The sequence below is a fragment of the Mesorhizobium sp. M0590 genome (assembly GCF_040320905.1).
In the GTDB taxonomy this organism is placed as follows: Bacteria; Pseudomonadota; Alphaproteobacteria; order Rhizobiales; family Rhizobiaceae; genus Mesorhizobium.
The window spans coordinates 383,050-407,206 of sequence record NZ_JAMYQN010000002.1 but is presented as its reverse complement, the minus strand read 5'-3'; the positions used below and the strand labels follow the sequence as shown (position 1 = coordinate 407,206).

Below are 24,157 nucleotides of genomic sequence, written 5' to 3'. Positions count from 1 at the left end.
CCTGGCGCGATCAATATGCGCATGGAAAGTTTCGCCGGCCCCGGTGAAGGACCCGCAAGGGGTGCGGTCACACGGCCTTGACCGCCAGCACCGCATTGGTGCCGCCGAAGGCGAAGCTGTTGCTGATCGCGGTGCGCACGGTGCGTTCGCGCGCCACGTTCGGCGTGATGTCGAGATCGCAGTCGGCGTCGGCTTCCCGATAATTGGCGGTCGGCGGCACGATGCCTTCGCGGATCGCCATCACGCAGGCGATCATTTCCAGCGCGCCGGAGGCGCCGAGGCAGTGGGCGTGCATCGATTTGGTCGAGGACACCGAAAGCTTGTAGGCATGGCCGCCGAACACGCGTTTGATCGCCGCCGTCTCGATCTGATCGTTGGCCTTGGTGCCGGTGCCATGCGCGTTGAGATAGTCGACGTCCTCGGGATTGAGCCCGGCATCGACGAGGCAGAAGCGCATCGCCGCCTCAGGCCCTTCGATGGTTGGCGCGACGATATCGGAGGCGTCGGCGGAAAGGCCGACGCCGGCGATTTCGGCAAGGATGGCGGCGCCGCGCGCCATGGCATGCTCATATGTTTCCAGCACCACCATGCCGGCGCCTTCGCCGAGCACGAGCCCCTGGCGGTCGGCCGAAAACGGCCGGCAGGTGTCCGGCGACAGTACCCGCAGGGCCTCCCAGCCCTTGAGGATGCCCCAGACCAGCGGCGCATCGGTGCCGCCGGCGACCATGACGTCGGCCCGGCCGAGCCTGATCTGATCGACCGCCGAGGCAATGGCGTGGTTGGATGACGAGCAGGCAGAGGTGATGCCGAACACCGGCCCGCGCAGACCAAGATTCATGCTGACATGGCCGGCTGCAGCGCCCGGCATTACTTTCGGGACGGTGAAGATGCCGGCGCGGTTCTTGCCTTCGAGCAGGATGGCGCGATAGTTCTCTTCGATTGCCTCCCAGCCGCAGACGCCGACGCCGACGATGGTGCCCATCCGGTAGGTGTTGGCCGCGTGCGGGTTCAATCTCGCCTGCTGTGCCGCCTCCCGCGCGGCGATCGTCGCCAGAAGGCTGAAGCGGTCCATCGACACGACCTGCTTGCGGTCGATGCCGTGCTCGGGAAGCGCCTTGATTTCGCAGCCGACCTTGACCTTCAGATCATGCAGCAGCGGATTGTCGATCGCGCCGATTGCCGAACGGCCGGCGCGCATTTCATTCCAGATTGCCGGTGCATTGGTGCCGAGCCCGCATAATCCGCCGATGCCCGTGATGACGACGCGCTTGTGCATTCAGTCAGGCTTTTTTCGCGATCAGCGCGCGAACCGCCTCGACCATGTCGCCGACATTCTTCAGATTGCTCCAGGCATCGACAGTGTTCATCTCGATTTCGATGCCATACTCTTCCTCGAGATCGAAGATGATCTCCGTCAGTTCCAGCGAATGGATGCCAAGGGCGGTCAGTTCGGTACTGGTGGTGATTTCCTCGCCGCCCGGCTCGGCATGAGCCTTGATCTTGGCGATGATATCGTTTGCCAGCTGGTCAGCCATTCGGTTTCTTCCCCAACTCTGTCGTTTCCCGACGCCAACTGATCAGCGCCCCTTTTGTCCTCGATTACGTCGTCATCGTCGCCTTTTACCCCCGCCAGGCGCCGGTGACCGTACCAAGGTGGCTCCCTCTATAGAAACCGAAACGCTGTCAAGCAACAAGCTATATATCGACAAAGCCGCCGCAGTGCTTAACGTTGGTGTCGTGGATACGATCGCATATAGCCAGACTTCAGTGCCGCCGGCCCAGCGTGTTGCCGGCGTCGCGCGGCTTGGCTGCGACTGGAACGGAGGCCGCACGCGTCTTCGGCGTCTGTACCAGGACGGTTCGGCCAAGATCCGCATGCCGGCGGTCTCGGCCGATCCGCTCGAAGCCGTCCTGATCAACACCGCCGGTGGGCTGACCGGTGGCGACCGTCTCGCCTGGGAGGTCGATGTCGGTGCCGGCGCCTCCGCAACCATAACAACGCAGGCCTGCGAGAAAATCTATCGCGCCGCATCCGACCGCGCCGAAGTGCGGGTGCAGCTGACTGTCGGAGAAGACGGCCACATTGCCTGGCTGCCACAGGAAACCATCGTCTTCGACCGCTCGGCCTTTGCCCGCAGCCTTGACGTGGAGCTTGCCACCGGAGCCGAGGCGCTGATCCTGGAGGCTACCGTCTTCGGCCGCCTGGCCATGGGTGAACGGGCTTCGCAAGGCCATTTCCACGACCGCTGGCGCGTCCGCCAGGACGGGGCGCTGGTCCATGCAGAGGAGTTCCGCATCGGGCCGGACGTTGCGGCCACCTTGAGCCGTCCCGCAGCGGCCGGCGGTGCCGTCGCCGTGGCGACGCTGCTGATGGTGTCGCCACGGGCAGAGGCTTTGCTCGAGCCGGCCCGGGGCATAGTCGGCGGCCAGGGCGGCGTCAGTTTCTGGAGCGTGCGGAAATCTGGCAAGCTTCTTGCGAGGCTGTTCGCCGAGGACGGCTACCAGCTCCGCAAGCGGCTGGTGCCGCTTGTCGAATTGCTCAACGGACGGGCGGGCCTGCCCAAATTATGGTCACTCTGATTTCGATTTTGCCACCGCAGGAAAAAGCATGAATCTGACGCCGAGGGAGAAAGACAAGCTGCTGATCGCCATGGCGGCGATCGTGGCCCGCAAGCGGCTCGAACGCGGCGTCAAGCTCAATCATCCGGAAGCGATCGCGCTGATCACCGATTTCGTCGTCGAGGGTGCCCGCGACGGCCGCGCGGTCGCCGAGCTGATGGAGGCCGGCGCCCATGTCGTCACCCGGGCCCAGGTGATGGAAGGCATTGCAGAAATGATCCACGATGTGCAGGTCGAGGCGACGTTTCCAGACGGCACCAAGCTGGTGACTGTGCACGAGCCGATCAGATAACACCGCCAAGGAGAGGAAAATGCTTGAGCTGCGTCCCAACTGCGAGTGCTGCGACAAGGATCTGCCGCCCGATGCGACGGATGCGGTGATCTGCACCTTCGAATGCACCTTTTGCGCCGACTGCGCACAAAACGTGCTCGGCGGCGCCTGTCCGAATTGCGGCGGCAACTTCTCGGCCCGCCCGATCCGTCCGGCAGCGCTGCTGACGAAATATCCGGCCTCCACCAAGCGCGTCCTCAAGGCAGAGGGCTGCGCTCCGGCCCGCAAGGCGGCGTGAGAGGTACTCGAAGATGGAAGCTACGCCGATGATCACCGCTACGATGAAACGCTCAACGCTGTCGGCGGTCCTGCTGCTGGCGGCAGCAATGCCAGCCTATGCCCATGTCGGCGTCGGCACGGTTTGGTCCTTCACCGCCGGCTTCTCCCACCCGCTCTCCGGCCTCGATCACATGACGGCGATGATTGCCGTCGGGCTATGGGCCGCGCTCAAGGGCGACAAAGCGATCTGGGCATGGCCGCTGGCCTTCGTAAGCGTCATGCTGGCCGGCGGCGCGCTCGGCATGCTGCATGTGCCGATGGTCTTCGTCGAGCCTGCTATATTGGCGTCCGTCGTGGTGCTCGGGCTGCTGGTTGCGCTCGCCGTCGATCTTCCCGTCTCGGCCGGCGTTGCCGTCATCGGTCTGTTCGCGCTGTTCCACGGCTATGCCCATGGCACCGAGGTGCCTGAGAATGTCGGCGGACTCGGCTATATGGCGGGCTTTGCCGTTGCCACGGCACTGCTCCACGCCGTCGGCATCGCGGCCGGTCTCGGCCTCGGCTGGCGCTTCCGCGGGCTTGCCCGCGCCGCTGGCGCCGCTTGTGCCGCGATTGGCGCCGGCCTCGCTTTCGGCGTCGTGTGAGGCCGCGATGATCCCCGGCGAAATCATCACGGCAAGCGGCGAGATCGAACTGAACAAGGGTCTGGCGACGGTCACCTTGAAGGTAGCCAACAGCGGCGACCGGCCGATCCAGGTAGGCAGCCATTATCATTTCTTCGAGACCAATGAGGGACTGAGATTCGATCGCGACAAGGCCCGCGGCATGCGCCTCGACATCGCCGCCGGCACCGCCATGCGCTTCGAGCCCGGCCAAGAGCGCGACGTTACCCTGGTGCCGTTCGGCGGCAAGCGCGAGGTCTACGGATTTCAGCAGAAGATCATGGGCGCGCTGTGAGATCGAAGGCGTTGAGCAGTTTCGGCTCAGCCGGGCGGCTTGGCCGCCGCATAGATGACGACCTTTCCCGGATCGTCGAATTCCACCGCCAGAACGTCCTCGGTTTGCACTCGCCGCGAATCGATGGCGTTGAACAGCAATGCGTTCGCCTCGATCTCCTTGCGCAGCTCGGCGATGTCGTCCCGATGCTGCCTGACCTTGTTTTCGATCGCCGGCGGCGGGCCGCCTTCGGTGCGCGCGGCATCGGTAAGAAACACGATATCGACCTTGTCGAGCTTGGATGTCTTGCGCACGGCGGCGATGTTTTCACGCGTGCGGTCGATCGCCGAACTGACCTTGCCGGCTTCCGCATTTGTCTGGGTCTCTTCCTGGCCGACCTCCGAGCCGACGATCCGGTTGACGGTCTCGGCGCTGTCGAGGCTCTGCGCGTTCAGCGCGGCGTGCGGAATGCTGGCTGCCAGAAACGCGGTCGCGGCAATCCCATGCAGCCATCTGGTGTCGGAGAAGGTGGTGATCGCCATCGCTCGTTCTCAGGGTCCTTTTCGAGGCTCGTGTCAGGGCGACAGGACCGAAACGTAACGTCCCCCGTGAAGGTTCCCTTTGCGATGCGGCGGGCTGGCCGGGCGCCGGCCCGCCGCCTCGTCTCGTCAGCTCGCTTTCTTGGTGATCAGCGTCAGCGCGCCATTGGTGCTCATGCTGGCGGCGATCACCTGCGCCGAGGTGAGCCCCTTGGCTTCGAGCGCGGATTTGACCTGCGGTGTCGCGTCGATCGAGCCGCGCAGTTTCTGCAGGTCGGCATCGCTGCGCTTGGCGATCACCTCGTTGACCTTGGCTTGAGTGTCCGCGGGCAGATCCTTGATATCGACGACGTTGATCGCCTGGATGGTGGGCGCCTGCGGCTGCGCCCCGGGCGCGGCAGGAGCAGGCGCAGCCGGCGCCGGACTGGGCTGCTGCGCAGGCTGTTGCTGGGCGCTGGCGGCGGTTGCGAGCACCAGCGTGGCGGCGGCTGCCAGAAGGGTCGTTTTGCGCATGGATGTTCCTTTCCATCGATTGGCAAATGGTCGTTTTGGGGTGGCCCGGCCACCTCAAACGCTAAATGGGATCGGAAAGTGTCGCTCAGCGGGTCATTGCGTGACCATAGGATGGCGGCAATGTGGGGCCCGGCTTCGACAAGCGGTATTTCCGGGCTGTATTTCGGGAGCAATTGCTGATGGCTAAAATCACCCGCGCCGCCTACGCGCAGATGTACGGCCCGACCGTCGGCGACAAGGTCCGGCTCGCCGACACCGAGCTGTTCATCGAGGTCGAAAGGGATCTCACTCTTCACGGCGAGGAGGTGAAGTTCGGCGGCGGCAAGGTCATCCGCGACGGCATGGGCCAGAGCCAGGTGTCGCGCGCGCAAGGCGCGGTCGACACCGTCATCACCAATGCGTTGGTCGTCGATGCCACCGCCGGTATCGTCAAGGCAGATATCGGCCTCAGGGACGGCCGTATCGCCGCGATCGGCAAGGCCGGCAATCCGGATACCCAAGGCGGCGTCACCATCATCATCGGTCCCGGCACCGAGATCATCGCCGGCGAGGGGAAGATCCTGACCGCCGGCGGCTTCGACGCGCATATCCATTTCATCTGCCCGCAGCAGATCGAGGAAGCGCTGATGTCGGGCATCACCACCATGCTCGGCGGCGGCACCGGCCCGGCGCACGGCACGCTGGCCACCACCTGCACGCCTGGGCCGTGGCATCTGGCGCGCATGATCCAGTCTTTCGACGCCTTCCCGATGAATATCGGCCTGTCGGGCAAGGGCAACGCGTCGCTGCCTGCCGCGCTCGAGGAGATGGTGCTCGCCGGCGCCTGCTCGCTGAAGCTGCACGAGGACTGGGGCACGACGCCGGCTGCAATCGACTGCTGCCTGTCGGTCGCCGACGATTACGACGTGCAGGTGATGATCCACACCGACACGCTGAACGAGTCCGGCTTCGTCGAAAACACGGTCGCGGCGATCAAGGGCCGCACCATCCATGCCTTCCACACCGAAGGCGCCGGCGGCGGCCACGCGCCTGATATCATCAAGGTCTGCGGCCTGCCTAACGTCATTCCGTCCTCGACCAACCCGACACGCCCCTACACGATCAACACGCTGGCCGAACACCTCGACATGCTGATGGTCTGTCACCATCTGTCGCCGTCGATCCCCGAAGATATCGCCTTTGCCGAAAGCCGCATCCGCAAGGAAACCATCGCCGCCGAAGACATTCTGCACGACATCGGCGCCTTCTCGATCATCTCGTCGGACAGCCAGGCCATGGGCCGTGTCGGCGAAGTGGCGATCCGCTGCTGGCAGACCGCCGACAAGATGAAGCGCCAGCGCGGTTCGCTGCCGCAGGAGACCGGCGACAACGACAATTTCCGCGTCCGCCGCTACATCGCCAAATACACCATCAATCCGGCCATCGCGCATGGTCTGTCGAAGGACATCGGCTCGGTGGCGGTGGGAAAACGCGCCGACCTCGTGCTGTGGAATCCGGCCTTTTTCGGCGTCAAGCCGGACATGGTGCTGATCGGCGGCATGATCGCCGCCGCCCCGATGGGCGATCCCAACGCCTCGATCCCGACGCCGCAGCCGATGCATTACCGGCCGATGTTCGGGGCCTACGGCAAGGCGATGACCAATTCGTCGGTGACCTTCGTTTCGAAGGCCGCGCTCGACGCAGGCCTGCGCGGCAGGCTCGGCGTCGACAAGCAGATGGTCGCGGTCGAAAACACCCGCGGCGGCATCGGCAAGCATTCGATGGTGCTCAATGACGCCACGCCGCATGTCGAGGTCGACCCCGAAACCTATGAGGTCCGCGCCGACGGCGAACTCCTGACCTGCGAGCCGGCTACCGTGCTGCCGATGGCGCAACGCTACTTCCTGTTCTGAACCATAGGCGTTAGAACGACCGATGTAGAACATGCCGCGCCAGGCTTATGGACCCGCAACTCCCCTACGCCCACGACATTTTCCCGCATATCCGCATCGTCCTGGGCATGGTGATCGGCCTCGGCGTCACCCGCCTGCTGTCGGGGGTCGCCCGCATCGTCCAGCATCCCGGCCAATACCGGCTCTATCCCGTGCACCTCGCCTGGGTTGCGTCGGTGCTTTTAATGCTGGTGCATTTCTGGTGGTGGGAGTTCGGCCTGTTCCAGATCGAGAATTGGACCTTCGGCAAATACCTGTTCATCATCTTCTACGCCGTCACGCTGTTCCTGCTCTGCGCACTGCTGTTTCCGGATTCGATGCTGGACTACACCAGCTATGAGGATTTCTTTTATTCGCGCCGGGCCTGGTTCTTCGGCCTGCTGGCGGCGACCTATCTGCTCGACGTGATCGATACGCTGCTGAAAGGGCCGGAGCATTTCGCCCATTTTGGCGTCGAATATCTGATCCGCACGCCGGTTTTCGTCGCGCTTTGCGTCATTGCGATCCTGCTGCGCGACCGCCGCTTTCACATCGCCTTTGTCGCCGGCGCGCTCGTCTATCAGATATCGTTCATCCTGCGGCTCTTCGACACGATCGTCTGAGCCCCATTGGGGCGGCGGACGCGATAGGCTAGGCTTTTTGGGAGAGGCAGTTTTTACATGAAGCTCGATATTCGCACCGACTTCACCAAATTCCCGCGCGCCGTCTCCGTCCTGGCCGCGGGCGAAGCCGGAACCACCACGCCATACGACAGTGCGGTGCTTGCCCATGACGAGCGGCATCTGCGCCGTCGCGCCATCGAAACGGCCCGTAGCGACAAGGTGCTGGTCGACCTGCCCGAACCGGTGACCTTGAACCATAGTGACCGGCTGGTGCTGGAGGATGGCCGCCACATCGAGATCATCGCGGCCGAGGAGGCGCTCTACGACGTCCGGGCCAGCGACCCTGTCCATCTGGCAGAGCTTGCCTGGCACATCGGCAACCGCCATCTCGCAGCCGCCATCGAAGCTGGGCGCATCCTCATTCTGCGCGACCATGTCATCAAGGCGATGCTGGAGGGATTGGGCGCCACCGTTAGCGACGTCTCCGAGCCGTTCAAGCCGGTGCGCGGCGCCTATTCCGGGCATGGCGGCCACGGCCACGCTCATGCCGAGGCGCATGCGCACAGCCACGCCGAAGCGCATTCCCATACCCATAGCGAATCGCATTCCCACAGCCATTCGCATGACCATGACCATGACTGACCAGCCTTCCAACGTTGCCCAGCCTTCCAATATTGCTTTGTTGCGGCTGATGGCGTGGCTGTCGCCTTCCTTCCCGGTCGGCGGCTTTTCCTACAGCCATGGTCTCGAGCAAGCCGTGCATGCCGGGCTGGTTGCCGACAGCAAAGAGCTCGCCGCGTGGCTGGAAACGCTGGTCGAGATGGGTTCGGGCTGGAATGATGCGGTGCTGTTTGCCGAAAGCTGGCGCAGGGGGCGCGAAACCGGCGATCTCGATGAAATCGTCGCCCTTGCCGAAGCTCTGGCAGGCTCGCGCGAGCGCCATGCCGAGACCATGCTGCAGGGCGCTGCTTTCCTGAAGGCGGCCTTCGCCTGGCCGTGCCAGGTGCTGGATCGCCTGCCGGCCGAATGTGCCTATTGCGTTGCCGTCGGCGCCGTTGCCGGCGATCACGGCATTGCGCTGCGGGACGCCCTGGCGGCCTTTCTGCAGGCCTTCTTCTCCAATCTCGTCCAGGCCGCGATCCGGCTCGGCATCGTTGGCCAGAGTGCCGCGATGACGCTACTGGCCGCCTTCGAACCGCTTGCCCTGGCCACGGCCGACCGCGCTGCCGGCTCGACCCTCGATGATCTCGGCGGCTGCGCTTTCATCTCCGACGTCACGGCGATGAAGCACGAAGCCCAGTATTCGCGGCTGTTCCGCTCATGATCGTCCTCGCTTTCGCGCTCTCGCTGGTCCTGCTGTTGATCACAGCACTGCATGTCTATTGGGGCATTGGCGGCATCTGGCCGGGCAGGGACGCCGCCTCCTGCGCTCGCGCGGTCATCGGCTTTCGCGGCGTCGACGAGATGCCGGCACCCTTCGCCAGCTTCGCCGTTGCCGCCTGCCTCGGCCTGGCGACGCTGTGGCCGATGGCGCTCGAAGGCGTGTTCGCCACGCCCTTTCCCAAGGCCGGGCTGGCCGCCACGGCGCTGCTCATCGCGCTGGTCTTCCTGGCGCGCGGCATTGCCGGCTTCACGCCGTGGTGGCGCCGGCTGGCGCCCGAACAGCCTTTCGCGCGGCTTGATGTCAGCTACTATTCGCCGCTCTGTCTGTTGATCGGGCTCGGCTTCGCCATTCTTGCCATCACGGAGTTCCCTAGATGACACAAGCCAACGGTCCTCTTCGCATCGGCATCGGCGGCCCGGTCGGCTCCGGCAAGACGACGCTCACCGAAAAGCTCTGCAAGGCGCTGCGTGACGAGTTCTCGATCGCCGTCGTCACCAACGACATCTACACCAAGGAAGATGCCATGATGCTGGCCCGGCTTCAGGCGCTGCCCGAGGATCGCATCATCGGCGTCGAGACCGGCGGCTGCCCGCACACCGCCATTCGCGAGGACGCCTCGATCAATCTGCAGGCGATCGCCGAGATGACCAAAAAATTCCCGGATCTCGACATCGTCTTCATCGAATCGGGCGGCGACAACCTCGCCGCCACCTTCTCGCCGGACCTTGCCGACCTGACGCTCTATGTCATCTCGGTTTGCCAGGGCGAGGAGATTCCGCGCAAGGGCGGACCGGCGATCACCCGGTCCGATTTCCTGGTCATCAACAAGAGCGACCTTGCGCCCTATGTGAACGTCAATCTCGACATCATGGAACGCGACGCTGCCCGCATGCGCGGCAAACGGCCGTTTGGCTTCACCGACCTGTCGCGCGGCAAGGGCCTGCAGGAGGTGATCGATTTCATCGTCGAGCATGGCGGGCTTCGGGTCGGCGCGGCCACCAGCACGGCGGCATAACGGCGCTCGCCTGTACCAAACGAAACCGGTTGCGCGTGTTCCAGCCGCGCGGCATCCTTGCTTCTTTCACGGAGGTTACGATGAGCATCACGCGCCTGCAGAAGGAAGTGCTGACCAACCTGCCGTTCTATGAGGAGCGCGTCGATCTGGCTTGCGCCTTCCGCTGGACGGCGCGGCTTAACATGCATGAGGCGGTGGCCAATCATTTTTCGCTGGCGGTCAACGACGATGGCTCGCAATTCCTGATGAACCCTAACCAGGTGCATTTCTCGCGTATCAAGGCGAGCGATCTGCTTCTGATCGACGCCAATGATCCCGACACGCTGGTCGGCCCGAATGCGCCCGACCCGACGGCGTGGGGCCTGCATGGTGCCATCCATCGCAACGTGCGTCATGCACGCTGCGTCATGCATGTCCACTCGATCCACGCCACCGTGCTTGCCTCGCTCGCTGACTCGACGTTGCCGCCGATCGACCAGAACTCGGCGATCTTCTTCAACCGCCATGTCGTCGACGCTCATTATGGCGGGCTGGCCTTCGAGGAAGAGGGCGAGCGCTGCTCGCAGCTTCTTGTCGACCCGAAGGTCAAGGTGATGGTGATGGGCAACCATGGCGTGCTGGTCATCGGCGACAGCGTCGCCGACACCTTCAACCGCATGTTCTATTTCGAGCGCGCCGCCGAAACCTATATCAAGGCGCTGTGGACCGGCCGGCCGCTGCGGGTACTGTCGGATGAGATCGCGGAGAAAGCGGCAAGGGAACAGGAAGACTATCCCGGCCAGGCCGAGCGCCACCTTTCCGAACTGAAGGCGATCCTCGACGAGCAGGAGCCTGCCTACCGGAGTTGAGCGCGGTCCCGCCGGGCCTGGCTTAAAGCCCGAGTTCGGCCCGCAATTCGCCGGCGCTGTTGATGACAATCGCCCCCGGCGGCCCCTCCATGGGCACCTCTGGCCAGAAAATCGTCTTCATTCCAGCTGCCAGCCCCGCCGTGGCGCCGGTCACGCTGTCGTCGACCGCCACGGCCTCGGCGGGATCGACGTCGGCCAACCAGGCGGCGCGCAGGAAAGGTTCGGCATGCGGCTTGCCTTCACGCACGTCGTTGCGGCTGACCGTCTTCATGCCGGGATATACGAGGCCTACGGCGCGCAGATTGGCATCGACGATCAGCCTGTCGGAGTTGGACACCACCGCTTGCGGCACGCCAAGCGCGAGCAGCTCATTGAAAATCTCGATCGCGCCGGTGCGTGGCGTCAGCGTTTCGGCCATCGGCAGATAGTGATCGTACTTGCGCACGATCCAGTCGTCGAAAGGCAGGTCGAGGCCGAACTCGTCGCGCAGCATTTCGTAGACCGGCCATGCGGCGATGCCGAGCACGCGCTCATGCAGGTCGGCCGGCGGCGCGATGCCGACGCTGTGCAGCGCCGCAATCAGCGCCGCCTCGTGCAGCGGCTCGCTGTCGACCAGCGTGCCGTCCATATCCCAGAAAACCGCTTTCGGCGTCATGCAAGGCTCCATTCTCAAAAAATTCCTTAAAGCGTTTAGCGCGCGAGATAAACCGCCGCGTCCCCGCTAATGCATGTCGCGCAAAGTGTGCAGCGGTTTTGCGATGACGACATGCATAAAAAGGAACCTAAAACGCGTCGCATGAGGTCGATCGAACGCAACGCGCTTTAGAACCGTGATTGGTGCGACCTCGACAGCCTTGCTGTTGCAACGAGACTGGGTCGACCTGTCACTTCGCTCCAAACACCCAAGTTTCATCACTAAGCAATTGCTCTTACAATAGGCAATTGCGCGCAAGTTCATTCCCTGCGAAACTACTGCGCTCCGCCTCTTATGCTCGGCGGGGTTGGGAGGCAGGAACTTGAATTCGCGGCAGGACAGCGGCGGCAACAGGCTGGACGACGCGGCGCGTGCCGGCTGGCTCTATTATGTCGCAGGCAACACCCAGGACCAGATCGCCGCCACGCTTGGCATCTCGCGGCAGACGGCGCAGCGGCTGGTGTCGCTCGCAGTCTCCGAAGGGCTGATCAAGGTGCGCGTCGACCATCCGATCGCCAATTGCCTCGACCTTGCGGCACGGCTGAAATCGCGCTTTGCGCTCGATCTGGTCGAGGTGGTGCCGAGCGACCCTTCTTCTTCCTCCACCGTCATCGGCGTCGCCGAGGCGGCGGCGGCCGAGATCGAACGGCGGCTGCGGTCGCGGGGGCCCGCCGTCAGGGCGATCGGCACCGGCCGCACGCTGAAGGCCGCGATCGAGCAACTGCCGCCGATGGAATGCCCGCAGCACAAAGTGGTGTCGCTGACCGGCAACATCTCGCCGGACGGCTCGGCGGCCTTCTACAACGTCATCTTCACCATGGCCGACAGGGTCAAGGCGCGTTCGTTTCCGATGCCTTTGCCGGTCATCGCTTCCTCGCCCGAGGAGCGCGAGATGCTGCTCAGCCAGCCGATGATCCAGCCGACGCTGGCGCTTGCGGCCGAGGCCGACGTCACCTTTGTCGGCATCGGCGATCTCGGCCCGAAAGCGCCGCTTTACGAAGACGGCTTCATTTCGGAGGGCGAATTAAAGGCGCTGCAGAAGGCCGGCGGCGTCGCCGAGATCGTCGGCTGGGTATTCGATCGTGACGGCCGCATGATCGAGGGCATCACCAATGATCGGGTGTCGTCGGCGCCGCTGCCGTCGCGCGAAAAGTCGCTGGTGATCGCGCTTGCCATGGGCGACCGCAAGCTGCCGGGCATCTTCGCCGCCGTCAACCGGCGGTTGGTCAACGGCCTCATCACCGATGAGCGGACCGCCGCCGCCTTGCTGGCGGGCGCATGATCTCCGAGCCGCTGGCGGTCGGAAACGATCATGTGAAATCGAAACGCATCTGAATCCCCGATAAAACGAGCGTCACTACTGGTGCCGGCCGCAAGGATCGTTGCCGTCGAGAAAGCCCATGTCGCGCTGCAGATGCGGCGGCAGCTCCCGGACGTCGAGATAGGCCCGTTTCCGCGCCGCGTGCCTTGCCAATCCCCGCGCCAACCGTGAAAACCAGCCATGGGCTGGAGCAAGAAGCAGCTTTTCCTGTATTGTGGTCATGATCGTCAGCCTTCGCTATCCCTAGGCGTAATTGATCTTCAATACGGAATATCGGTAGGACCGGCCGGTGCCGCCAATCAAACGTCGATCACTGCCCATAAGGAGGGCTTATGCCGGAGCTCAATTCACGACAGCTGGTTTCGCAGCTTCCTCCGCTTCAGGCGATCCGGGTGTTCGAGGCGGTGGCGCGGCATCTCTCGTTCACCAAGGCCGCCCAGGAGCTTGGCATGACGCAGGCGGCGGCAAGCTATCAGATCAAGCTTCTGGAGGAGCGCATCGGCGCGCCCCTGTTCTTGCGCCAGCCAAAACAGATCGTGCTGACCGAACCCGGCCAGCGCCTGGCGCCCGCGGTCAGCGAGGCGTTCGCGCTGTTGAGCGGCGCCTATGCCGCCGCGCGCACCGGCGCCGACGGCTTGCTTTGCGTTTCGACGCTGCTGACATTTGCCTCCAATTGGCTGGCGCAGCATCTCGGTTCGTTCCAGGTCGCGCATCCGTCGCTGGCGGTGCGCGTCGATACTTCGAACAGGGTTGTCGACTTTGCCAGAGAGGATATCGACATCGCCATCCGCTCCGGCGGTGGCAACTGGCCGGGCGTCGAGACCCATATGCTTTTCAGGGCCGATTTCACGCCGGTCCTTAGTCCAAAGCTCGCGGCAAGCATCGGCGGAGTCAAGGAGCCGGCCGACCTGCTGCGGCTGCCGATCCTCGACCCGGGTGACATCTGGTGGCGGGACTGGTTTGCCGCCGCCGGCCTGCCGGTCGAGGATCTGGCCAGGCGTCCCGGCACCAGCATGGGCGCGCAGGCCTACGAGGCCAATGCCGCGATTGCCGGCCACGGCGTGGCGATCGTTACCAAGGCGCTGTTCAAGACCGAACTTGCCGACGGCCGCCTGATCCAGCCCTTTGATCTGGTCGGTGACGACGGCCACGCCTATTGGCTGGTCTATCCGACGGCACGACGCAACGTGCCGAAGATCCGCGCCTTCCGCGATTGGATCCTGAGTGAAATCGCTTGCCAGTAGGCTGAATCCCAGCAAGCCCGATAGCAAAGCGCCGGGCCCAATCAGCCCGGCCGAATCCTTCGTCAGACATGCCGCAAACGTCCCAGGCTTGCCGCTGCACAAGACCCGGCGTGCTGCGCTGCAGCAACGAATCCGTCTTGACATAATTCATCGCAAGTGAGTAATTGCTCACAGCCAAGGCAAATGCTCATCTTGGTTTATGGGAGGAATTTTGATGAAACTTCGCACGTTCACCTTAGGCCTGTTCTCGGCCAGCGCGCTCGCTTTCGCCGCGCATGCCGAATCCATCACCATCGCCACGGTCAACAATGGCGATATGGTCCGCATGCAGAAGCTGACCGACGACTTCACCGCCAAGAATCCCGACGTCCAGCTGCAGTGGGTCACGCTCGAGGAAAACGTTCTGCGCGAGCGCGTCACCACCGACATCGCCACCAAGGGTGGCCAGTACGACGTGATGACTATCGGCACCTATGAAGTGCCGATCTGGGCCAAGCAGAACTGGCTTTTGCCGCTCGACAAACTCGGCGACGATTACGACGTCAAGGACATCATCCCGGCCATAGCCGGCGGCCTGTCGGTCGACGGCAAGCTCTACGCAGCCCCGTTCTACGGCGAAAGCTCCTTCGTCATGTACCGCAAGGACCTGATGGAAAAGGCCGGGCTCAAGATGCCCGATGCACCGACCTGGGACTTCATCAAGCAGGCCGCCGACAAGATGACCGACCGCGCCAACGGCGTGAACGGCGTCTGCCTGCGCGGCAAGGCCGGCTGGGGCGAGAACATGGCCTTCCTGACCGCCATGTCGAACTCGTTCGGCGCGCGCTGGTTCGACGAGAACTGGAAGCCGCAATTCGACCAGCCCGAATGGAAGAACACGCTGCAGTTCTATGTCGACCTGATGAAGGCCGACGGCCCCGAGGGCGCGTCGTCCAACGGCTTCAACGAAAACCTGGCGCTGTTCCAGCAGGGCAAATGCGGCATGTGGATCGACGCTACCGTCGCTGCCTCCTTCGTTTCCGACCCGAAGAACTCCACCGTCGCCGACAAGGTCGGCTATGCGCTGGCGCCGGACAATGGCCTCGGCAAGCGCGGCAATTGGCTGTGGGCATGGTCGCTAGCCATCCCCGCCGGCACGCAGAAGGCCGACGCCGCTCAAAAGTTCGTAGCCTGGGCAACCAGCAAGCACTATGCCGAGCTCGTCGCCTCGAAGGAAGGCTGGGCCAACGTTCCGCCGGGAACGCGCTCGTCGCTCTATGCCAATCCCGAATACCAGAAGGCAGCACCTTTCGCCAAGATGACGCTGGACTCGATCAACTCCGCCGATCCGACGCACCCGACCGTCAAGCCGGTGCCTTATGTCGGCGTCCAGTTCGTCGCCATTCCTGAGTTCCAGGGTCTCGGCACCACCGTCGGCCAGCTCTTCTCGGCGGCACTTGCCGGCCAGTCGAGCGTCGACGATGCCTTGAAGCAGGCGCAGGACGCCGCCACCGCGACGATGACCGAGGGCGGTTACATCAAGTAAGCTCCTCCGGGTGCCGGTTGCCAATGGCGACCGGCAACGGCCGCCCGAATCCCAGTTCGGGCGGCCAGCTTTCACACCGCTGAAAAACTTGGCCGACCTCGAAGGGTGACCGTCATGGCTACTCAGCAGACCCGTTCGCTTGCCCGTTTCATGATGGCGCCATCCGTGGTGGTGCTGCTGGTCTGGATGATTGTGCCGCTGGCATTCACGCTGTGGTTTTCCTTCCAGCAATACAACCCGCTCAATCCGATGCGCGACGGCTTCGTCGGGTTTTCGAACTACGCGCTGTTCTATTCCAACCCGGCATTCCTGCAGTCGATCCTCAACACGCTCACCATCGTCGTCAGCGTGCTTTTGATCACGGTGATCGGCGGTATTCTGCTCGCCCTTCTGCTCGATCAGCCGATGTGGGGACAGGGCATCGTCCGCATCCTTGTCATCTCGCCGTTCTTCGTCATGCCACCGGTGGCAGCACTGGTCTGGAAGAACATGATCATGCATCCGCAGTACGGGGTTTTCGCCGATATTGCGCGCTTCTTCGGCGGGCAGCCGATCGATTGGTTCGGGCAGCATCCGCTCCTGGCGATCATCATCATCGTTGCCTGGCAATGGCTGCCGTTTGCTACGCTGATCCTGTTGACCGCGCTTCAGTCGCTCGACGGCGAGCAGAAGGAAGCCGCCGAAATGGACGGCGCCGGCTTCATCAGCCGCTTCATCTATTTGACGCTGCCTCATATGTCGCGCGCCATAACCGTCGTCATCCTGATCCAGACGATCTTCCTGCTGTCGGTCTATGCCGAGATCCTCGTCACCACCAATGGCGGCCCGGGTTACGCCTCCACCAACCTGCCCTTCCTCGTCTATCAGAAGGCATTGCTGGAGTTCAAAATCGGCCAGGCGTCCGCCGGCGGTATCATTGCCGTCATTCTCGCCAACATCGTTGCCTTCTTCGCCATGCGCGCTGTCGGCAAGAACCTGGATAAATAAGGGAGGATAAGATGGCACGTGCGCTGAACCACCCCCACTCCGTCCCGCTGCGCGGGACACCTCTCCCCCTGCCCGGGGTAGAGGAAAGGCCTGCATCGAAACCGCGCCCTTCCTCCACCCCCTCGATCGGGGGAGAGGTGGGTTGCGCAGCAAACCGGAGTGGGGGTCGACCCTGCCGCCAACATCGCCGATAGGGAGGACCTGACCATGGCACGTGCAGTCACCACCCAGCACAAGACGATTGCTACCGCGGCCGCCTGGATCGTCGCGCTGCTGATCTTCTTCCCGATCCTCTATACGATCATCACTTCGTTCAAGTCGGAGCAGGAGGCTATCCAGGGCTTCAACCTGTTCCCGTCGGGAACCACGGAGAGCTATTCCGAGGTCCAGGCGCAGAACGGCTATTTCAAATTCTTCCTGAACTCGGTGTTCCTGTCGGTCGGCTCGACCATCCTGGCTCTGCTCGTCGCCATACCGGCGGCATGGTCGATGGCGTTTTCGCCGGGCAAACGCACCAAGGACATCCTGATGTGGATGCTTTCCACCAAGATGATGCCGGCCGTCGCCGTGCTGTTTCCGATCTATCTGATCTTCCGCGATACCGGTCTGCTCGACAGCCGCATCGGCCTGATGGTCATGCTGATGCTGATCAACCTGCCGATCGTGGTCTGGATGCTTTACACCTATTTTCGCGAGATCCCGGGCGAGATCCTGGAAGCGGCGCGCATGGACGGCGCATCGCTCTGGAACGAGATCATCTATGTGCTGACGCCGATGGCGGTCCCCGGCATCGCCTCGACCATGCTGCTCAACATCATTCTCGCCTGGAACGAGGCGTTCTGGACGATCCGGCTGACCACCACCGAGGCCGCGCCGCTCACCGCTTTCATCAGCTCCTTCTCCAGCCCGCAGGGGCTGTTCTGGGCCAAGCTTTCGGCCGCCTCGACGCTGGCGATCGCACCGATACTGATCATGGGCTGGTTCAGCCAGAAGCAGCTGGTCCGAGGTCTGACATTCGGTGCGGTAAAGTAGCGGGCATCGCCTGACGCAAAACGAAAAGATAGCCCTTCGGGGGAGGAAACCATGGGAAACATCACGCTCAAGAACGTCTCCAAATCCTTCGGGGCGACGTCCATCATCCCCGGCCTCGATCTCGTCATCGAGGACGGAGAGTTCGTCGTCTTCGTCGGCCCGTCGGGCTGCGGCAAATCCACCCTGTTGCGTCTGATCGCCGGTCTCGAGGATACCAGCGGCGGCACCATCATCATCGATGGTCGCGACGTCACCGGCGAGGCGCCGGCCAAGCGCAAGCTGGCTATGGTGTTCCAGTCCTATGCGCTCTACCCGCACATGACGGTGGCCAAGAACATCGCCTTCCCGCTGAAGATGGCGGGCGAGGACCAGGCGACCATCGACAAGAAGGTGAAGGACGCCGCGCGGATCCTGAACCTCACCAACTACCTCGACCGCCGCCCCGGCCAGCTCTCCGGCGGCCAACGGCAGCGCGTCGCCATCGGCCGCGCCATCGTGCGCCAGCCGTCGGCCTTCCTGTTCGACGAGCCTTTGTCCAATCTCGACGCGGCGCTGCGCGGCACCATGCGGCTGGAGATCAGCGAGCTGCATCACCAGCTCAAGACAACCATGGTCTACGTCACCCACGACCAGATCGAGGCGATGACCATGGCCGACAAGATCGTCGTGCTCAATGCCGGCAATATCGAGCAGGTCGGCTCGCCGATGGAGCTCTATAAGACGCCGAAGAACCTGTTCGTCGCCGGCTTCATAGGTTCGCCGAAGATGAACCTGATCGAAGGCGCGCCGGCCGCCAAATATGGCGCCAAGACGGTCGGCATCCGCCCGGAGCATATGAACATTTCGAAGACGTCAGGCGACTGGAAGGCGACGGTCGGGGTTGCCGAGCATCTCGGCTCCGACACGTTTTTGCACGTCCAGGCGGATGGTGTCGGGCAGCTGACGGTGCGTGCCGACGGCGAGTTGGCCGCCCATCACGGCGACACGATCTACCTGACGCCGGAAAAGGCCAAGCTGCATCGTTTCGGCGCCGACGGGAAGGCGATGCTGCAATGAGGCTCCGGGGTAAATCGGCGCTGATTACCGGATCGGCGCGCGGCATCGGCAGGGCGTTTGCCGAAGCCTACATGCGCGAAGGGGCGACGGTCGCGATTGGCGACATCAATCTCGAAGCCGCCGAGAAGACGGCTTCGGAAATCGGCCGCAACGCCTACGCGGTAAAGCTCGACGTCACCGATCTCGCGTCTATCGATGAGGCCGTCAAGGCAGTCGAAGCCAGGGCCGGCGGCCTGGATATCTTGATCAACAACGCTGCTTTGTTCGACCTGGCGCCGATCGTCGAGATCACCAAGACAAGCTACGACAAATTGTTTTCGGTCAACGTCGCCGGCACGCTGTTTACGTTGCAGGCCGCCGCCCGTTCGATGATTGCCCGGGGCAAGGGCGGCAAGATCATCAACATGGCAAGCCAGGCCGGGCGCCGCGGCGAGGCGCTGGTCACCGTCTACTGCGCCACCAAGGCGGCGGTCATCTCGCTCACCCAGTCGGCAGGGCTCGACCTGATCAAACACCGCATCAACGTCAACGCCATCGCCCCGGGTGTCGTCGACGGCGAGCATTGGGACCATGTCGATGCCTTGTTCGCCAAGTTCGAGAACCGGCCGAGGGGCGAGAAGAAGAGGCTGGTCGGCGAAGCCGTGCCTTATGGCCGCATGGGCACGGCGCAAGACCTCACCGGCATGGCGGTGTTCCTGGCCAGCGATGAGGCCGAGTACATCGTCGCCCAGACCTACAATGTCGATGGCGGCCAGTGGATGAGTTGAGGGGGCGAAGGCGCTCTTCCCCCCGTCTCCTCCACGGGGGGAAGAGCCGTCCCGCTAAAGGGTAAAAGCAGATGACCGTGAAACTCTCTTCTTCCATCCTCGCCAAGCTGCCGCCCAAGGTCGCCGGCCCGAAATATGATCGCGCCGCGCTCAAGGCCGGCATCGTGCATTTCGGCGTCGGCAATTTCCATCGCTCGCACCAGGCCGTCTATCTCGACGACCTGTTCAATTCGGGTGTCGGCCACGACTGGGCCATTGTTGGCGCCGGCGTCTTCGAGGGCGAGAAGGTCGGCCGCGGCAAGTTGCAGGAGCAGGACTGGCTGACCACCGTGGTCGAGCAGGACAGCGGCCATATGAGCGCGCGCGTCACCGGCGTCATGATCGACTTCCTGGTGCCGGGCGATGCGGCCGCAATCGTCGAGCGGCTTGCCGATCCGGCGATCAAGATCGTCTCCCTGACCATTACCGAGGGCGGCTATTTCATCGATCCGGCATCCGGCGTCTTCAATCCGACACATCCCGACATCGTTGCCGACGCTGAGCCGGGGGCGACGCCGAAGACCGTCTTCGGCCTCGTCCTCGCCGGGCTGCTGCGCCGCCGCGCCGACGGTATCGTGCCCTTCACAATCATGTCCTGCGACAACATCCCCCATAACGGCCACGTCACCTCAGATGGCGTCATCGGCCTTGCGCGGCTGATCGACGAAGGTTTGGCAAACTGGGTGAGCGAGAACGTTGCCTTTCCCAATGGCATGGTCGACCGCATCACGCCGGCCACCACCGACCGCGAGCGCGGCATTCTCTCCAGCGAGTTCGGCCTCGACGACAATTGGCCGGTGTTTTGCGAACCGTTCAAGCAATGGGTGCTGGAGGACCGTTTCACCGACGGCCGCCCGCCGCTGGAAAAGGTCGGCGTGCAGTTCGTCAGCGACGTCGCGCCCTATGAGCTGATGAAGATCCGCATCCTCAATGGCGGCCATGCGACCATCGCCTATCCGGCCGGGCTGATGGACATCCATTTCGTCCATGAGGCGATGCAGGAGCCGCTGGTACGCGGCTTCCTCGACAAGCTCGAGCATGACGAAATCATCCCGACCGTGCCGCCGGTTCCGGACACCGACCTCGAAGATTACTACCAGCTCATCGAGCACCGCTTCTCCAATCCGAAGATCGGCGACACCATACGCCGGCTTTGCCTCGACGGCTCCAACCGCCAGCCGAAATTCATCATTCCGACCATCGCCGACCGGCTGAAGGCTGGCAAAAGTGTCACCGGCCTTGCACTGGAATCGGCGCTCTGGTGTCGCTACTGCTTCGGCACGACGGATTCCGGTGCCGTCACCGAGCCCAACGACCCGAACTGGGGCCGGTTGCAGGCGACGGCCAAGGCGGCCAGGGACATGCCTGCCGCCTGGCTTGCCATGGAGGACATCTATGGCGATGTCGGCCGCTCGCCGCCGTTCGCTGAAGCCTTCGGCCAAGCGCTGAGACTGCTGTGGGCGGACGGCGCGCGCGCGACACTGACGCGCTATCTCGCCGGCGACCTCTGAAGCCGATCCAGCGCGATGACGCCTGAACTGGTCATTTTCGACTGTGACGGCGTGCTGGTGGACAGTGAGATGCTGTCCGTCTCGGCATTGCTGGAGATGATCGCGCTTGCCGGCGGCAACGTCAGCGAGGACATTGCCTACGAGCACTTCCTCGGCAAGAGCATGAAGAGCGTCCGCGAAATCCTCGCAAGCGACTTCGGGCTCGATCTCACCGACCAGCATCTGACCGAGATGCGCTCCGAACTGATGCGCAGATTCCGCGAGGAGCTGAAACCGATGCCAGGTATCGCACAGGTCCTGCCGAGGCTCGGCGTACCGTGCTGCGTCGCCTCCTCCGGCACCCTGGAACGCATCCGCTATGCGCTCGACGTCACCGGGTTGCTTGGGCTGCTGGAGCCGCATTTGTTCAGCGCCGCCATGGTGGCGCGGGGCAAACCGGCGCCCGATCTCTTTCTCCATGCAGCAGATAAAATGAGAGCGGCCCCGCGAAACTGCCTCGTCGTCGAGGACAGCCCGGCCGGCATCGAAGCGGCGCGGGCGGCCGGCATGCGCGTCCTTGCCTTCACCGGCGGCTCGCACACCGGCAACCCGGCATTGAAAGCGCGGCTTGCGTCGAGTGAGCCGGACTTTATATTCGCTGACATGCTGCAATTGCCCGATCTGATTGCAGGCCTGGGAGCGAGAGCAAGAACACCTTGACCAACAGTTTCGTTTGCGCGGTCGATGTCGGCACCGGAAGCGCTCGTGCCGGCATTCTCGACACCGGTGGCGCCTTGCTCGGCCGCGCCGAGCACCCGATCGCCATGCAACAGCCGAAGGCCGACCATGCCGAGCACGATTCGCAGGATATATGGTCGGCGGTGTGCATGGCCGTCCGCGCTGCCCGCGAAAAGGCGGGCGTGCGGGCCGAGGATATCGTCGGCATCTCCTTTGATGCCACCTGCTCGCTGGTGGTGCGAGACCGGCATGGCGGCCAGCTCAGCGTGTCCGTCACTGGTGAAAGGCGCTGGGACACCATTGTCTGGCTCGACCATCGCGCAATTGCCGAGGCCGACGAATGCACTGAAAGCGGCCACGCTGTGCTCGACTATATCGGCGGCGTCATGTCGCCGGAAATGGAGACGCCGAAGCTGATGTGGCTGAAGCGCAACCTGCCCGGAACATGGAACGAAGCCGGCTATCTATTCGACCTCACCGACTTCCTCACCTGGAAGGCAAGCGGCTCGCTCTCCCGTTCACAATGCACGCTGACCGCCAAATGGACCTATCTAGCCCATGAAGCGACCGGCTGGCGGCGCGACTTCTTCGAAGCCGTCGGGCTCGGCGATATCTTTGAGCACGGCAACCTGCCGGAAAAGGCAAGCCCGGTCGGTGCCGATATCGGCCCGCTCGGCGCGCAAGCCGCGACGGAGCTTGGCCTCACCGAAAAATGCCGGGTCGGCGCCGGCGTCATCGATGCCTATGCCGGCGCGCTTGGCGTGCTCGGCGGTTTCGCCGGTGACGCGACGAACATCGGCCGCCATCTGGCCCTGATTGCCGGTACGTCGAGTTGCGTCATGGCGATGTCGCCCGATCCGCAGCCTTTCGCCGGTGTCTGGGGCCCATATTATGGCGCAGCCCTTCCCGGCCTGTGGCTGTCGGAAGGTGGCCAGTCGGCCACCGGCGCGCTGCTCGACCACATCATCCGCTGGCATGGCGCCGGCGGCGAGCCGGATGCCGCCATGCATGCCAGGATTGCCCACCGCGTCGCCGAGTTGCGTGCCGCCGAGGGCGAAAACCTCGCCGCAAGGCTGCACGTACTGCCCGATTTTCACGGCAACCGCTCGCCGCTCGCCGACCCGCATGCCGTCGGCGTCATCAGCGGGCTGACGCTGGATGCCTCCTTCGACAGTCTGTGCAAGCTCTACTGGCGCACCGCCGTCAGCATCGCGCTTGGCGTCCGTCATGTGCTGGAAGCGCTGAACGAGAACGGCTATCTGATCGACACGCTGCACGTCACCGGCGGCCACACCAAGAACCCGCTGTTGATGGAGCTCTATGCCGATGCAACCGGCTGCACGGTGGTCGAGCCGCTGGCGGACGAGGCGGTGCTGCTCGGCACCGGCATGATTGCCGCCACCGCGGCCAGGCTTTTTCCCGATTTGAACGCTGCCTGCGTCGCCATGCAACAGGGCGGCAGGACGCGAGAGCCCAATCCGGCTGCCGCCGGCCGGTTCGATCGCGACTACCGCGTGTTTCTCGAAATGCACAGGCAAAGGCAGGCGCTGGACGCGATCCGATAAATCGGGATCGGTTGCTATCTCTGGTTCCAGCGCCGGATGACCGGCTCGTCAAGGTCGTGCTCATAACCGAGCACGCTTATGCTGGCGGTATCCAGCACGAAAAACGCGCCGGCTTGCGGCGGCAGGCCGAGCCAGCGTGCGGCCAGCACCCTAAGGAAATGCGAGCTTGAGAAGACCAGGACATTGCTGCCGACCTCGCGCAACTGGCTGACGATCCGGTCCGCCCTCGAGCCGACATCCGTGGCGGACTCGCCGCTCGGGCAGCCGTCGCGAAAGAGACGCCAGCCGGGGCGCTCGGCGAGGATTTGCTTGGTGGTCAATCCCTCATAGGCACCATAATCCCACTCCGCCAGATCGTCCTTCTTCACGCCTGACGAGCCGAAGCCGGCCAGCGCACAGGTGTTGAAGGCGCGCTGCGACGGGCTCGACCACACCGCCGAGAAGGACAGGCCCTTGAGCCGCTCAGCGATCCGCCTTGCCGCTTCCTCGCCGGCCGGCGTCAGCGGTATGTCGGTTCGGCCGGTATGTTTTCCGGACGCACTCCATTCCGTCTCGCCATGCCGAACCAGATAGATTTCGGGAAACGCGCTCATCAGGCTGCCTTTCAAATGGATTCTGCCGCGACCATAGCGGCTTCCATAGCCTCTCCAATAGCCTGCATTGAACCGACTGGCTTAACCCTTCCGCAAGTCAGCCTCTTGCCACCGGTGCCCATTTGATAGACAAACCCGTCGTAATGCGGAATCCGGCCGATCTTGGCCATTT

At 63.6% G+C, this 24,157-nt stretch carries 29 protein-coding genes; 22 read left to right on the top strand and 7 right to left on the bottom strand.

The window, feature by feature from the left end; genetic code table 11:
* Positions 1–67 precede the first annotated feature (67 nt).
* Together NKI52_RS05710 and NKI52_RS05705 are read right to left on the bottom strand one after the other, a co-directional pair.
* Entirely contained in the window at positions 68–1,276 is a 1,209-nt protein-coding gene (locus tag NKI52_RS05710; RefSeq protein WP_352697274.1) for a beta-ketoacyl-[acyl-carrier-protein] synthase family protein, read from the bottom strand.
* Positions 1,277–1,280: 4 nt separating this feature from the next.
* Positions 1,281–1,535, bottom strand: coding sequence for an acyl carrier protein (locus tag NKI52_RS05705; protein ID WP_023677013.1), 255 nt, complete (start codon positions 1,533–1,535; stop codon positions 1,281–1,283).
* Between the two features lie 202 nt (positions 1,536–1,737).
* Here NKI52_RS05705 and NKI52_RS05700 point away from each other — a divergent pair, with 202 nt between their 5' ends.
* Genes NKI52_RS05700 through NKI52_RS05680 form a run of 5 tightly spaced genes read left to right on the top strand, consistent with a single transcriptional unit; the run spans position 1,738 to position 4,123 of the window.
* Complete coding sequence (locus tag NKI52_RS05700; RefSeq protein WP_502897740.1) at positions 1,738–2,580, top strand: urease accessory protein UreD; 843 nt, start codon at positions 1,738–1,740, stop codon at positions 2,578–2,580.
* 28 nt (positions 2,581–2,608) lie between these two features.
* Positions 2,609–2,911 carry an urease subunit gamma gene (locus tag NKI52_RS05695; protein WP_023677011.1) on the top strand — a complete coding sequence of 101 codons (303 nt, stop codon included), beginning with the start codon at positions 2,609–2,611 and terminating at the stop codon, positions 2,909–2,911.
* A gap of 19 nt (positions 2,912–2,930) precedes the next feature.
* Positions 2,931–3,188 (top strand): DUF1272 domain-containing protein, encoded by a 258-nt coding sequence (locus tag NKI52_RS05690; RefSeq protein WP_352697272.1) that lies wholly within the window; start codon positions 2,931–2,933, stop codon positions 3,186–3,188.
* A 28-nt stretch (positions 3,189–3,216) separates the two neighbouring features.
* Complete coding sequence (locus tag NKI52_RS05685; RefSeq protein ID WP_352697270.1) at positions 3,217–3,810, top strand: HupE/UreJ family protein; 594 nt, start codon at positions 3,217–3,219, stop codon at positions 3,808–3,810.
* A gap of 7 nt (positions 3,811–3,817) precedes the next feature.
* The gene (locus tag NKI52_RS05680) at positions 3,818–4,123 is read left to right on the top strand and encodes an urease subunit beta (protein WP_023677008.1); all 306 of its coding nucleotides are present in this window, start codon (positions 3,818–3,820) and stop codon (positions 4,121–4,123) included.
* Positions 4,124–4,149: 26 nt separating this feature from the next.
* Here the strand turns inward: NKI52_RS05680 and NKI52_RS05675 are convergent, their stop codons facing one another.
* Both NKI52_RS05675 and NKI52_RS05670 read right to left on the bottom strand, forming a co-directional pair.
* A complete protein-coding gene (locus NKI52_RS05675; protein WP_023677007.1) occupies positions 4,150–4,644 on the bottom strand; it encodes a hypothetical protein in 495 nt (164 codons plus the stop codon).
* Positions 4,645–4,770: 126 nt separating this feature from the next.
* Positions 4,771–5,154: a hypothetical protein gene (locus NKI52_RS05670; RefSeq protein WP_023677006.1), complete on the bottom strand. Its 384-nt coding sequence runs from the start codon at positions 5,152–5,154 to the stop codon at positions 4,771–4,773.
* 179 nt (positions 5,155–5,333) lie between these two features.
* Here NKI52_RS05670 and ureC point away from each other — a divergent pair, with 179 nt between their 5' ends.
* The 7 genes from ureC (at position 5,334) to NKI52_RS05635 (ending at position 10,934) form a co-directional block, all read left to right on the top strand.
* A complete protein-coding gene (gene ureC / locus NKI52_RS05665) occupies positions 5,334–7,046 on the top strand; it encodes an urease subunit alpha (protein ID WP_031211834.1) in 1,713 nt (570 codons plus the stop codon).
* A 47-nt stretch (positions 7,047–7,093) separates the two neighbouring features.
* Positions 7,094–7,687: a hypothetical protein gene (locus NKI52_RS05660; protein ID WP_023677004.1), complete on the top strand. Its 594-nt coding sequence runs from the start codon at positions 7,094–7,096 to the stop codon at positions 7,685–7,687.
* Positions 7,688–7,744: 57 nt separating this feature from the next.
* Complete coding sequence (locus NKI52_RS05655; RefSeq protein ID WP_023677003.1) at positions 7,745–8,329, top strand: urease accessory protein UreE; 585 nt, start codon at positions 7,745–7,747, stop codon at positions 8,327–8,329.
* The gene (locus NKI52_RS05650) at positions 8,310–9,011 is read left to right on the top strand and encodes an urease accessory protein UreF (RefSeq protein WP_031211833.1); all 702 of its coding nucleotides are present in this window, start codon (positions 8,310–8,312) and stop codon (positions 9,009–9,011) included. The genes NKI52_RS05655 and NKI52_RS05650 overlap by 20 nt, the downstream gene beginning before the upstream one ends.
* Complete coding sequence (locus tag NKI52_RS05645; protein WP_023677001.1) at positions 9,008–9,448, top strand: DUF3995 domain-containing protein; 441 nt, start codon at positions 9,008–9,010, stop codon at positions 9,446–9,448. Before NKI52_RS05650 ends, NKI52_RS05645 begins: the two co-directional genes overlap by 4 nt.
* A complete protein-coding gene (gene ureG / locus NKI52_RS05640) occupies positions 9,445–10,086 on the top strand; it encodes an urease accessory protein UreG (protein WP_023677000.1) in 642 nt (213 codons plus the stop codon). The genes NKI52_RS05645 and ureG overlap by 4 nt, the downstream gene beginning before the upstream one ends.
* An 80-nt stretch (positions 10,087–10,166) precedes the next feature.
* Positions 10,167–10,934 carry a class II aldolase and adducin N-terminal domain-containing protein gene (locus tag NKI52_RS05635; protein WP_023676999.1) on the top strand — a complete coding sequence of 256 codons (768 nt, stop codon included), beginning with the start codon at positions 10,167–10,169 and terminating at the stop codon, positions 10,932–10,934.
* Positions 10,935–10,956: 22 nt separating this feature from the next.
* Here NKI52_RS05635 and NKI52_RS05630 read toward each other — a convergent pair whose 3' ends face one another.
* Positions 10,957–11,589 carry an HAD family hydrolase gene (locus NKI52_RS05630; RefSeq protein ID WP_023676998.1) on the bottom strand — a complete coding sequence of 211 codons (633 nt, stop codon included), beginning with the start codon at positions 11,587–11,589 and terminating at the stop codon, positions 10,957–10,959.
* A gap of 361 nt (positions 11,590–11,950) precedes the next feature.
* Between NKI52_RS05630 and NKI52_RS05625 the strand changes: the two genes are divergently transcribed.
* Positions 11,951–12,910: a sugar-binding transcriptional regulator gene (locus tag NKI52_RS05625; protein WP_352697268.1), complete on the top strand. Its 960-nt coding sequence runs from the start codon at positions 11,951–11,953 to the stop codon at positions 12,908–12,910.
* Between the two features lie 75 nt (positions 12,911–12,985).
* On the opposite strand, the gene NKI52_RS05620 is transcribed toward NKI52_RS05625, so the two are convergent.
* Positions 12,986–13,171 carry a hypothetical protein gene (locus NKI52_RS05620; protein ID WP_254815832.1) on the bottom strand — a complete coding sequence of 62 codons (186 nt, stop codon included), beginning with the start codon at positions 13,169–13,171 and terminating at the stop codon, positions 12,986–12,988.
* Positions 13,172–13,281: 110 nt separating this feature from the next.
* Between NKI52_RS05620 and gcvA the strand changes: the two genes are divergently transcribed.
* From gcvA to NKI52_RS05575, 9 genes are all read left to right on the top strand, one after another.
* On the top strand, positions 13,282–14,193 hold the full coding sequence (gene gcvA / locus NKI52_RS05615; protein ID WP_352568549.1) for a transcriptional regulator GcvA: 912 nt from the start codon (positions 13,282–13,284) through the stop codon (positions 14,191–14,193).
* A gap of 214 nt (positions 14,194–14,407) precedes the next feature.
* Positions 14,408–15,718, top strand: coding sequence for an ABC transporter substrate-binding protein (locus NKI52_RS05610; RefSeq protein WP_352568548.1), 1,311 nt, complete (start codon positions 14,408–14,410; stop codon positions 15,716–15,718).
* A 114-nt stretch (positions 15,719–15,832) separates the two neighbouring features.
* Positions 15,833–16,705: a carbohydrate ABC transporter permease gene (locus NKI52_RS05605; protein ID WP_352697265.1), complete on the top strand. Its 873-nt coding sequence runs from the start codon at positions 15,833–15,835 to the stop codon at positions 16,703–16,705.
* Positions 16,706–16,912: 207 nt separating this feature from the next.
* A complete protein-coding gene (locus NKI52_RS05600) occupies positions 16,913–17,737 on the top strand; it encodes a carbohydrate ABC transporter permease (protein WP_023676992.1) in 825 nt (274 codons plus the stop codon).
* A gap of 51 nt (positions 17,738–17,788) precedes the next feature.
* Positions 17,789–18,793 (top strand): ABC transporter ATP-binding protein, encoded by a 1,005-nt coding sequence (locus NKI52_RS05595; protein ID WP_023676991.1) that lies wholly within the window; start codon positions 17,789–17,791, stop codon positions 18,791–18,793.
* A complete protein-coding gene (locus tag NKI52_RS05590; protein WP_023676990.1) occupies positions 18,790–19,560 on the top strand; it encodes an L-iditol 2-dehydrogenase in 771 nt (256 codons plus the stop codon). Before NKI52_RS05595 ends, NKI52_RS05590 begins: the two co-directional genes overlap by 4 nt.
* A 71-nt stretch (positions 19,561–19,631) precedes the next feature.
* Positions 19,632–21,110: a mannitol dehydrogenase family protein gene (locus NKI52_RS05585; protein WP_352455926.1), complete on the top strand. Its 1,479-nt coding sequence runs from the start codon at positions 19,632–19,634 to the stop codon at positions 21,108–21,110.
* 15 nt (positions 21,111–21,125) lie between these two features.
* On the top strand, positions 21,126–21,809 hold the full coding sequence (locus NKI52_RS05580) for an HAD family hydrolase (protein ID WP_352455927.1): 684 nt from the start codon (positions 21,126–21,128) through the stop codon (positions 21,807–21,809).
* Positions 21,806–23,392, top strand: a complete 1,587-nt coding sequence (locus tag NKI52_RS05575; RefSeq protein ID WP_352568547.1) for an FGGY-family carbohydrate kinase — start codon at positions 21,806–21,808, stop codon at positions 23,390–23,392. The genes NKI52_RS05580 and NKI52_RS05575 overlap by 4 nt, the downstream gene beginning before the upstream one ends.
* 14 nt (positions 23,393–23,406) lie before the next feature.
* On the opposite strand, the gene NKI52_RS05570 is transcribed toward NKI52_RS05575, so the two are convergent.
* A complete protein-coding gene (locus NKI52_RS05570; protein ID WP_352456011.1) occupies positions 23,407–23,988 on the bottom strand; it encodes a histidine phosphatase family protein in 582 nt (193 codons plus the stop codon).
* Between the last annotated feature and the right edge of the window lie 169 nt (positions 23,989–24,157).

Coding starts and splice junctions, on each gene's coding strand:
- NKI52_RS05710 (WP_352697274.1), bottom strand. CDS start 1,276: ATGCACAAGCGCGTCGTCATCACGGGCATCGGCGGATTATGCGGGCTC.
- NKI52_RS05705 (WP_023677013.1), bottom strand. CDS start 1,535: ATGGCTGACCAGCTGGCAAACGATATCATCGCCAAGATCAAGGCTCAT.
- NKI52_RS05695 (WP_023677011.1), top strand. CDS start 2,609: ATGAATCTGACGCCGAGGGAGAAAGACAAGCTGCTGATCGCCATGGCG.
- NKI52_RS05690 (WP_352697272.1), top strand. CDS start 2,931: ATGCTTGAGCTGCGTCCCAACTGCGAGTGCTGCGACAAGGATCTGCCG.
- NKI52_RS05685 (WP_352697270.1), top strand. CDS start 3,217: ATGATCACCGCTACGATGAAACGCTCAACGCTGTCGGCGGTCCTGCTG.
- NKI52_RS05680 (WP_023677008.1), top strand. CDS start 3,818: ATGATCCCCGGCGAAATCATCACGGCAAGCGGCGAGATCGAACTGAAC.
- NKI52_RS05675 (WP_023677007.1), bottom strand. CDS start 4,644: ATGGCGATCACCACCTTCTCCGACACCAGATGGCTGCATGGGATTGCC.
- NKI52_RS05670 (WP_023677006.1), bottom strand. CDS start 5,154: ATGCGCAAAACGACCCTTCTGGCAGCCGCCGCCACGCTGGTGCTCGCA.
- ureC (WP_031211834.1), top strand. CDS start 5,334: ATGGCTAAAATCACCCGCGCCGCCTACGCGCAGATGTACGGCCCGACC.
- NKI52_RS05660 (WP_023677004.1), top strand. CDS start 7,094: ATGGACCCGCAACTCCCCTACGCCCACGACATTTTCCCGCATATCCGC.
- NKI52_RS05655 (WP_023677003.1), top strand. CDS start 7,745: ATGAAGCTCGATATTCGCACCGACTTCACCAAATTCCCGCGCGCCGTC.
- NKI52_RS05650 (WP_031211833.1), top strand. CDS start 8,310: ATGACCATGACCATGACTGACCAGCCTTCCAACGTTGCCCAGCCTTCC.
- NKI52_RS05645 (WP_023677001.1), top strand. CDS start 9,008: ATGATCGTCCTCGCTTTCGCGCTCTCGCTGGTCCTGCTGTTGATCACA.
- ureG (WP_023677000.1), top strand. CDS start 9,445: ATGACACAAGCCAACGGTCCTCTTCGCATCGGCATCGGCGGCCCGGTC.
- NKI52_RS05635 (WP_023676999.1), top strand. CDS start 10,167: ATGAGCATCACGCGCCTGCAGAAGGAAGTGCTGACCAACCTGCCGTTC.
- NKI52_RS05630 (WP_023676998.1), bottom strand. CDS start 11,589: ATGACGCCGAAAGCGGTTTTCTGGGATATGGACGGCACGCTGGTCGAC.
- NKI52_RS05620 (WP_254815832.1), bottom strand. CDS start 13,171: ATGACCACAATACAGGAAAAGCTGCTTCTTGCTCCAGCCCATGGCTGG.
- gcvA (WP_352568549.1), top strand. CDS start 13,282: ATGCCGGAGCTCAATTCACGACAGCTGGTTTCGCAGCTTCCTCCGCTT.
- NKI52_RS05610 (WP_352568548.1), top strand. CDS start 14,408: ATGAAACTTCGCACGTTCACCTTAGGCCTGTTCTCGGCCAGCGCGCTC.
- NKI52_RS05605 (WP_352697265.1), top strand. CDS start 15,833: ATGGCTACTCAGCAGACCCGTTCGCTTGCCCGTTTCATGATGGCGCCA.
- NKI52_RS05600 (WP_023676992.1), top strand. CDS start 16,913: ATGGCACGTGCAGTCACCACCCAGCACAAGACGATTGCTACCGCGGCC.
- NKI52_RS05595 (WP_023676991.1), top strand. CDS start 17,789: ATGGGAAACATCACGCTCAAGAACGTCTCCAAATCCTTCGGGGCGACG.
- NKI52_RS05590 (WP_023676990.1), top strand. CDS start 18,790: ATGAGGCTCCGGGGTAAATCGGCGCTGATTACCGGATCGGCGCGCGGC.
- NKI52_RS05585 (WP_352455926.1), top strand. CDS start 19,632: ATGACCGTGAAACTCTCTTCTTCCATCCTCGCCAAGCTGCCGCCCAAG.
- NKI52_RS05580 (WP_352455927.1), top strand. CDS start 21,126: ATGACGCCTGAACTGGTCATTTTCGACTGTGACGGCGTGCTGGTGGAC.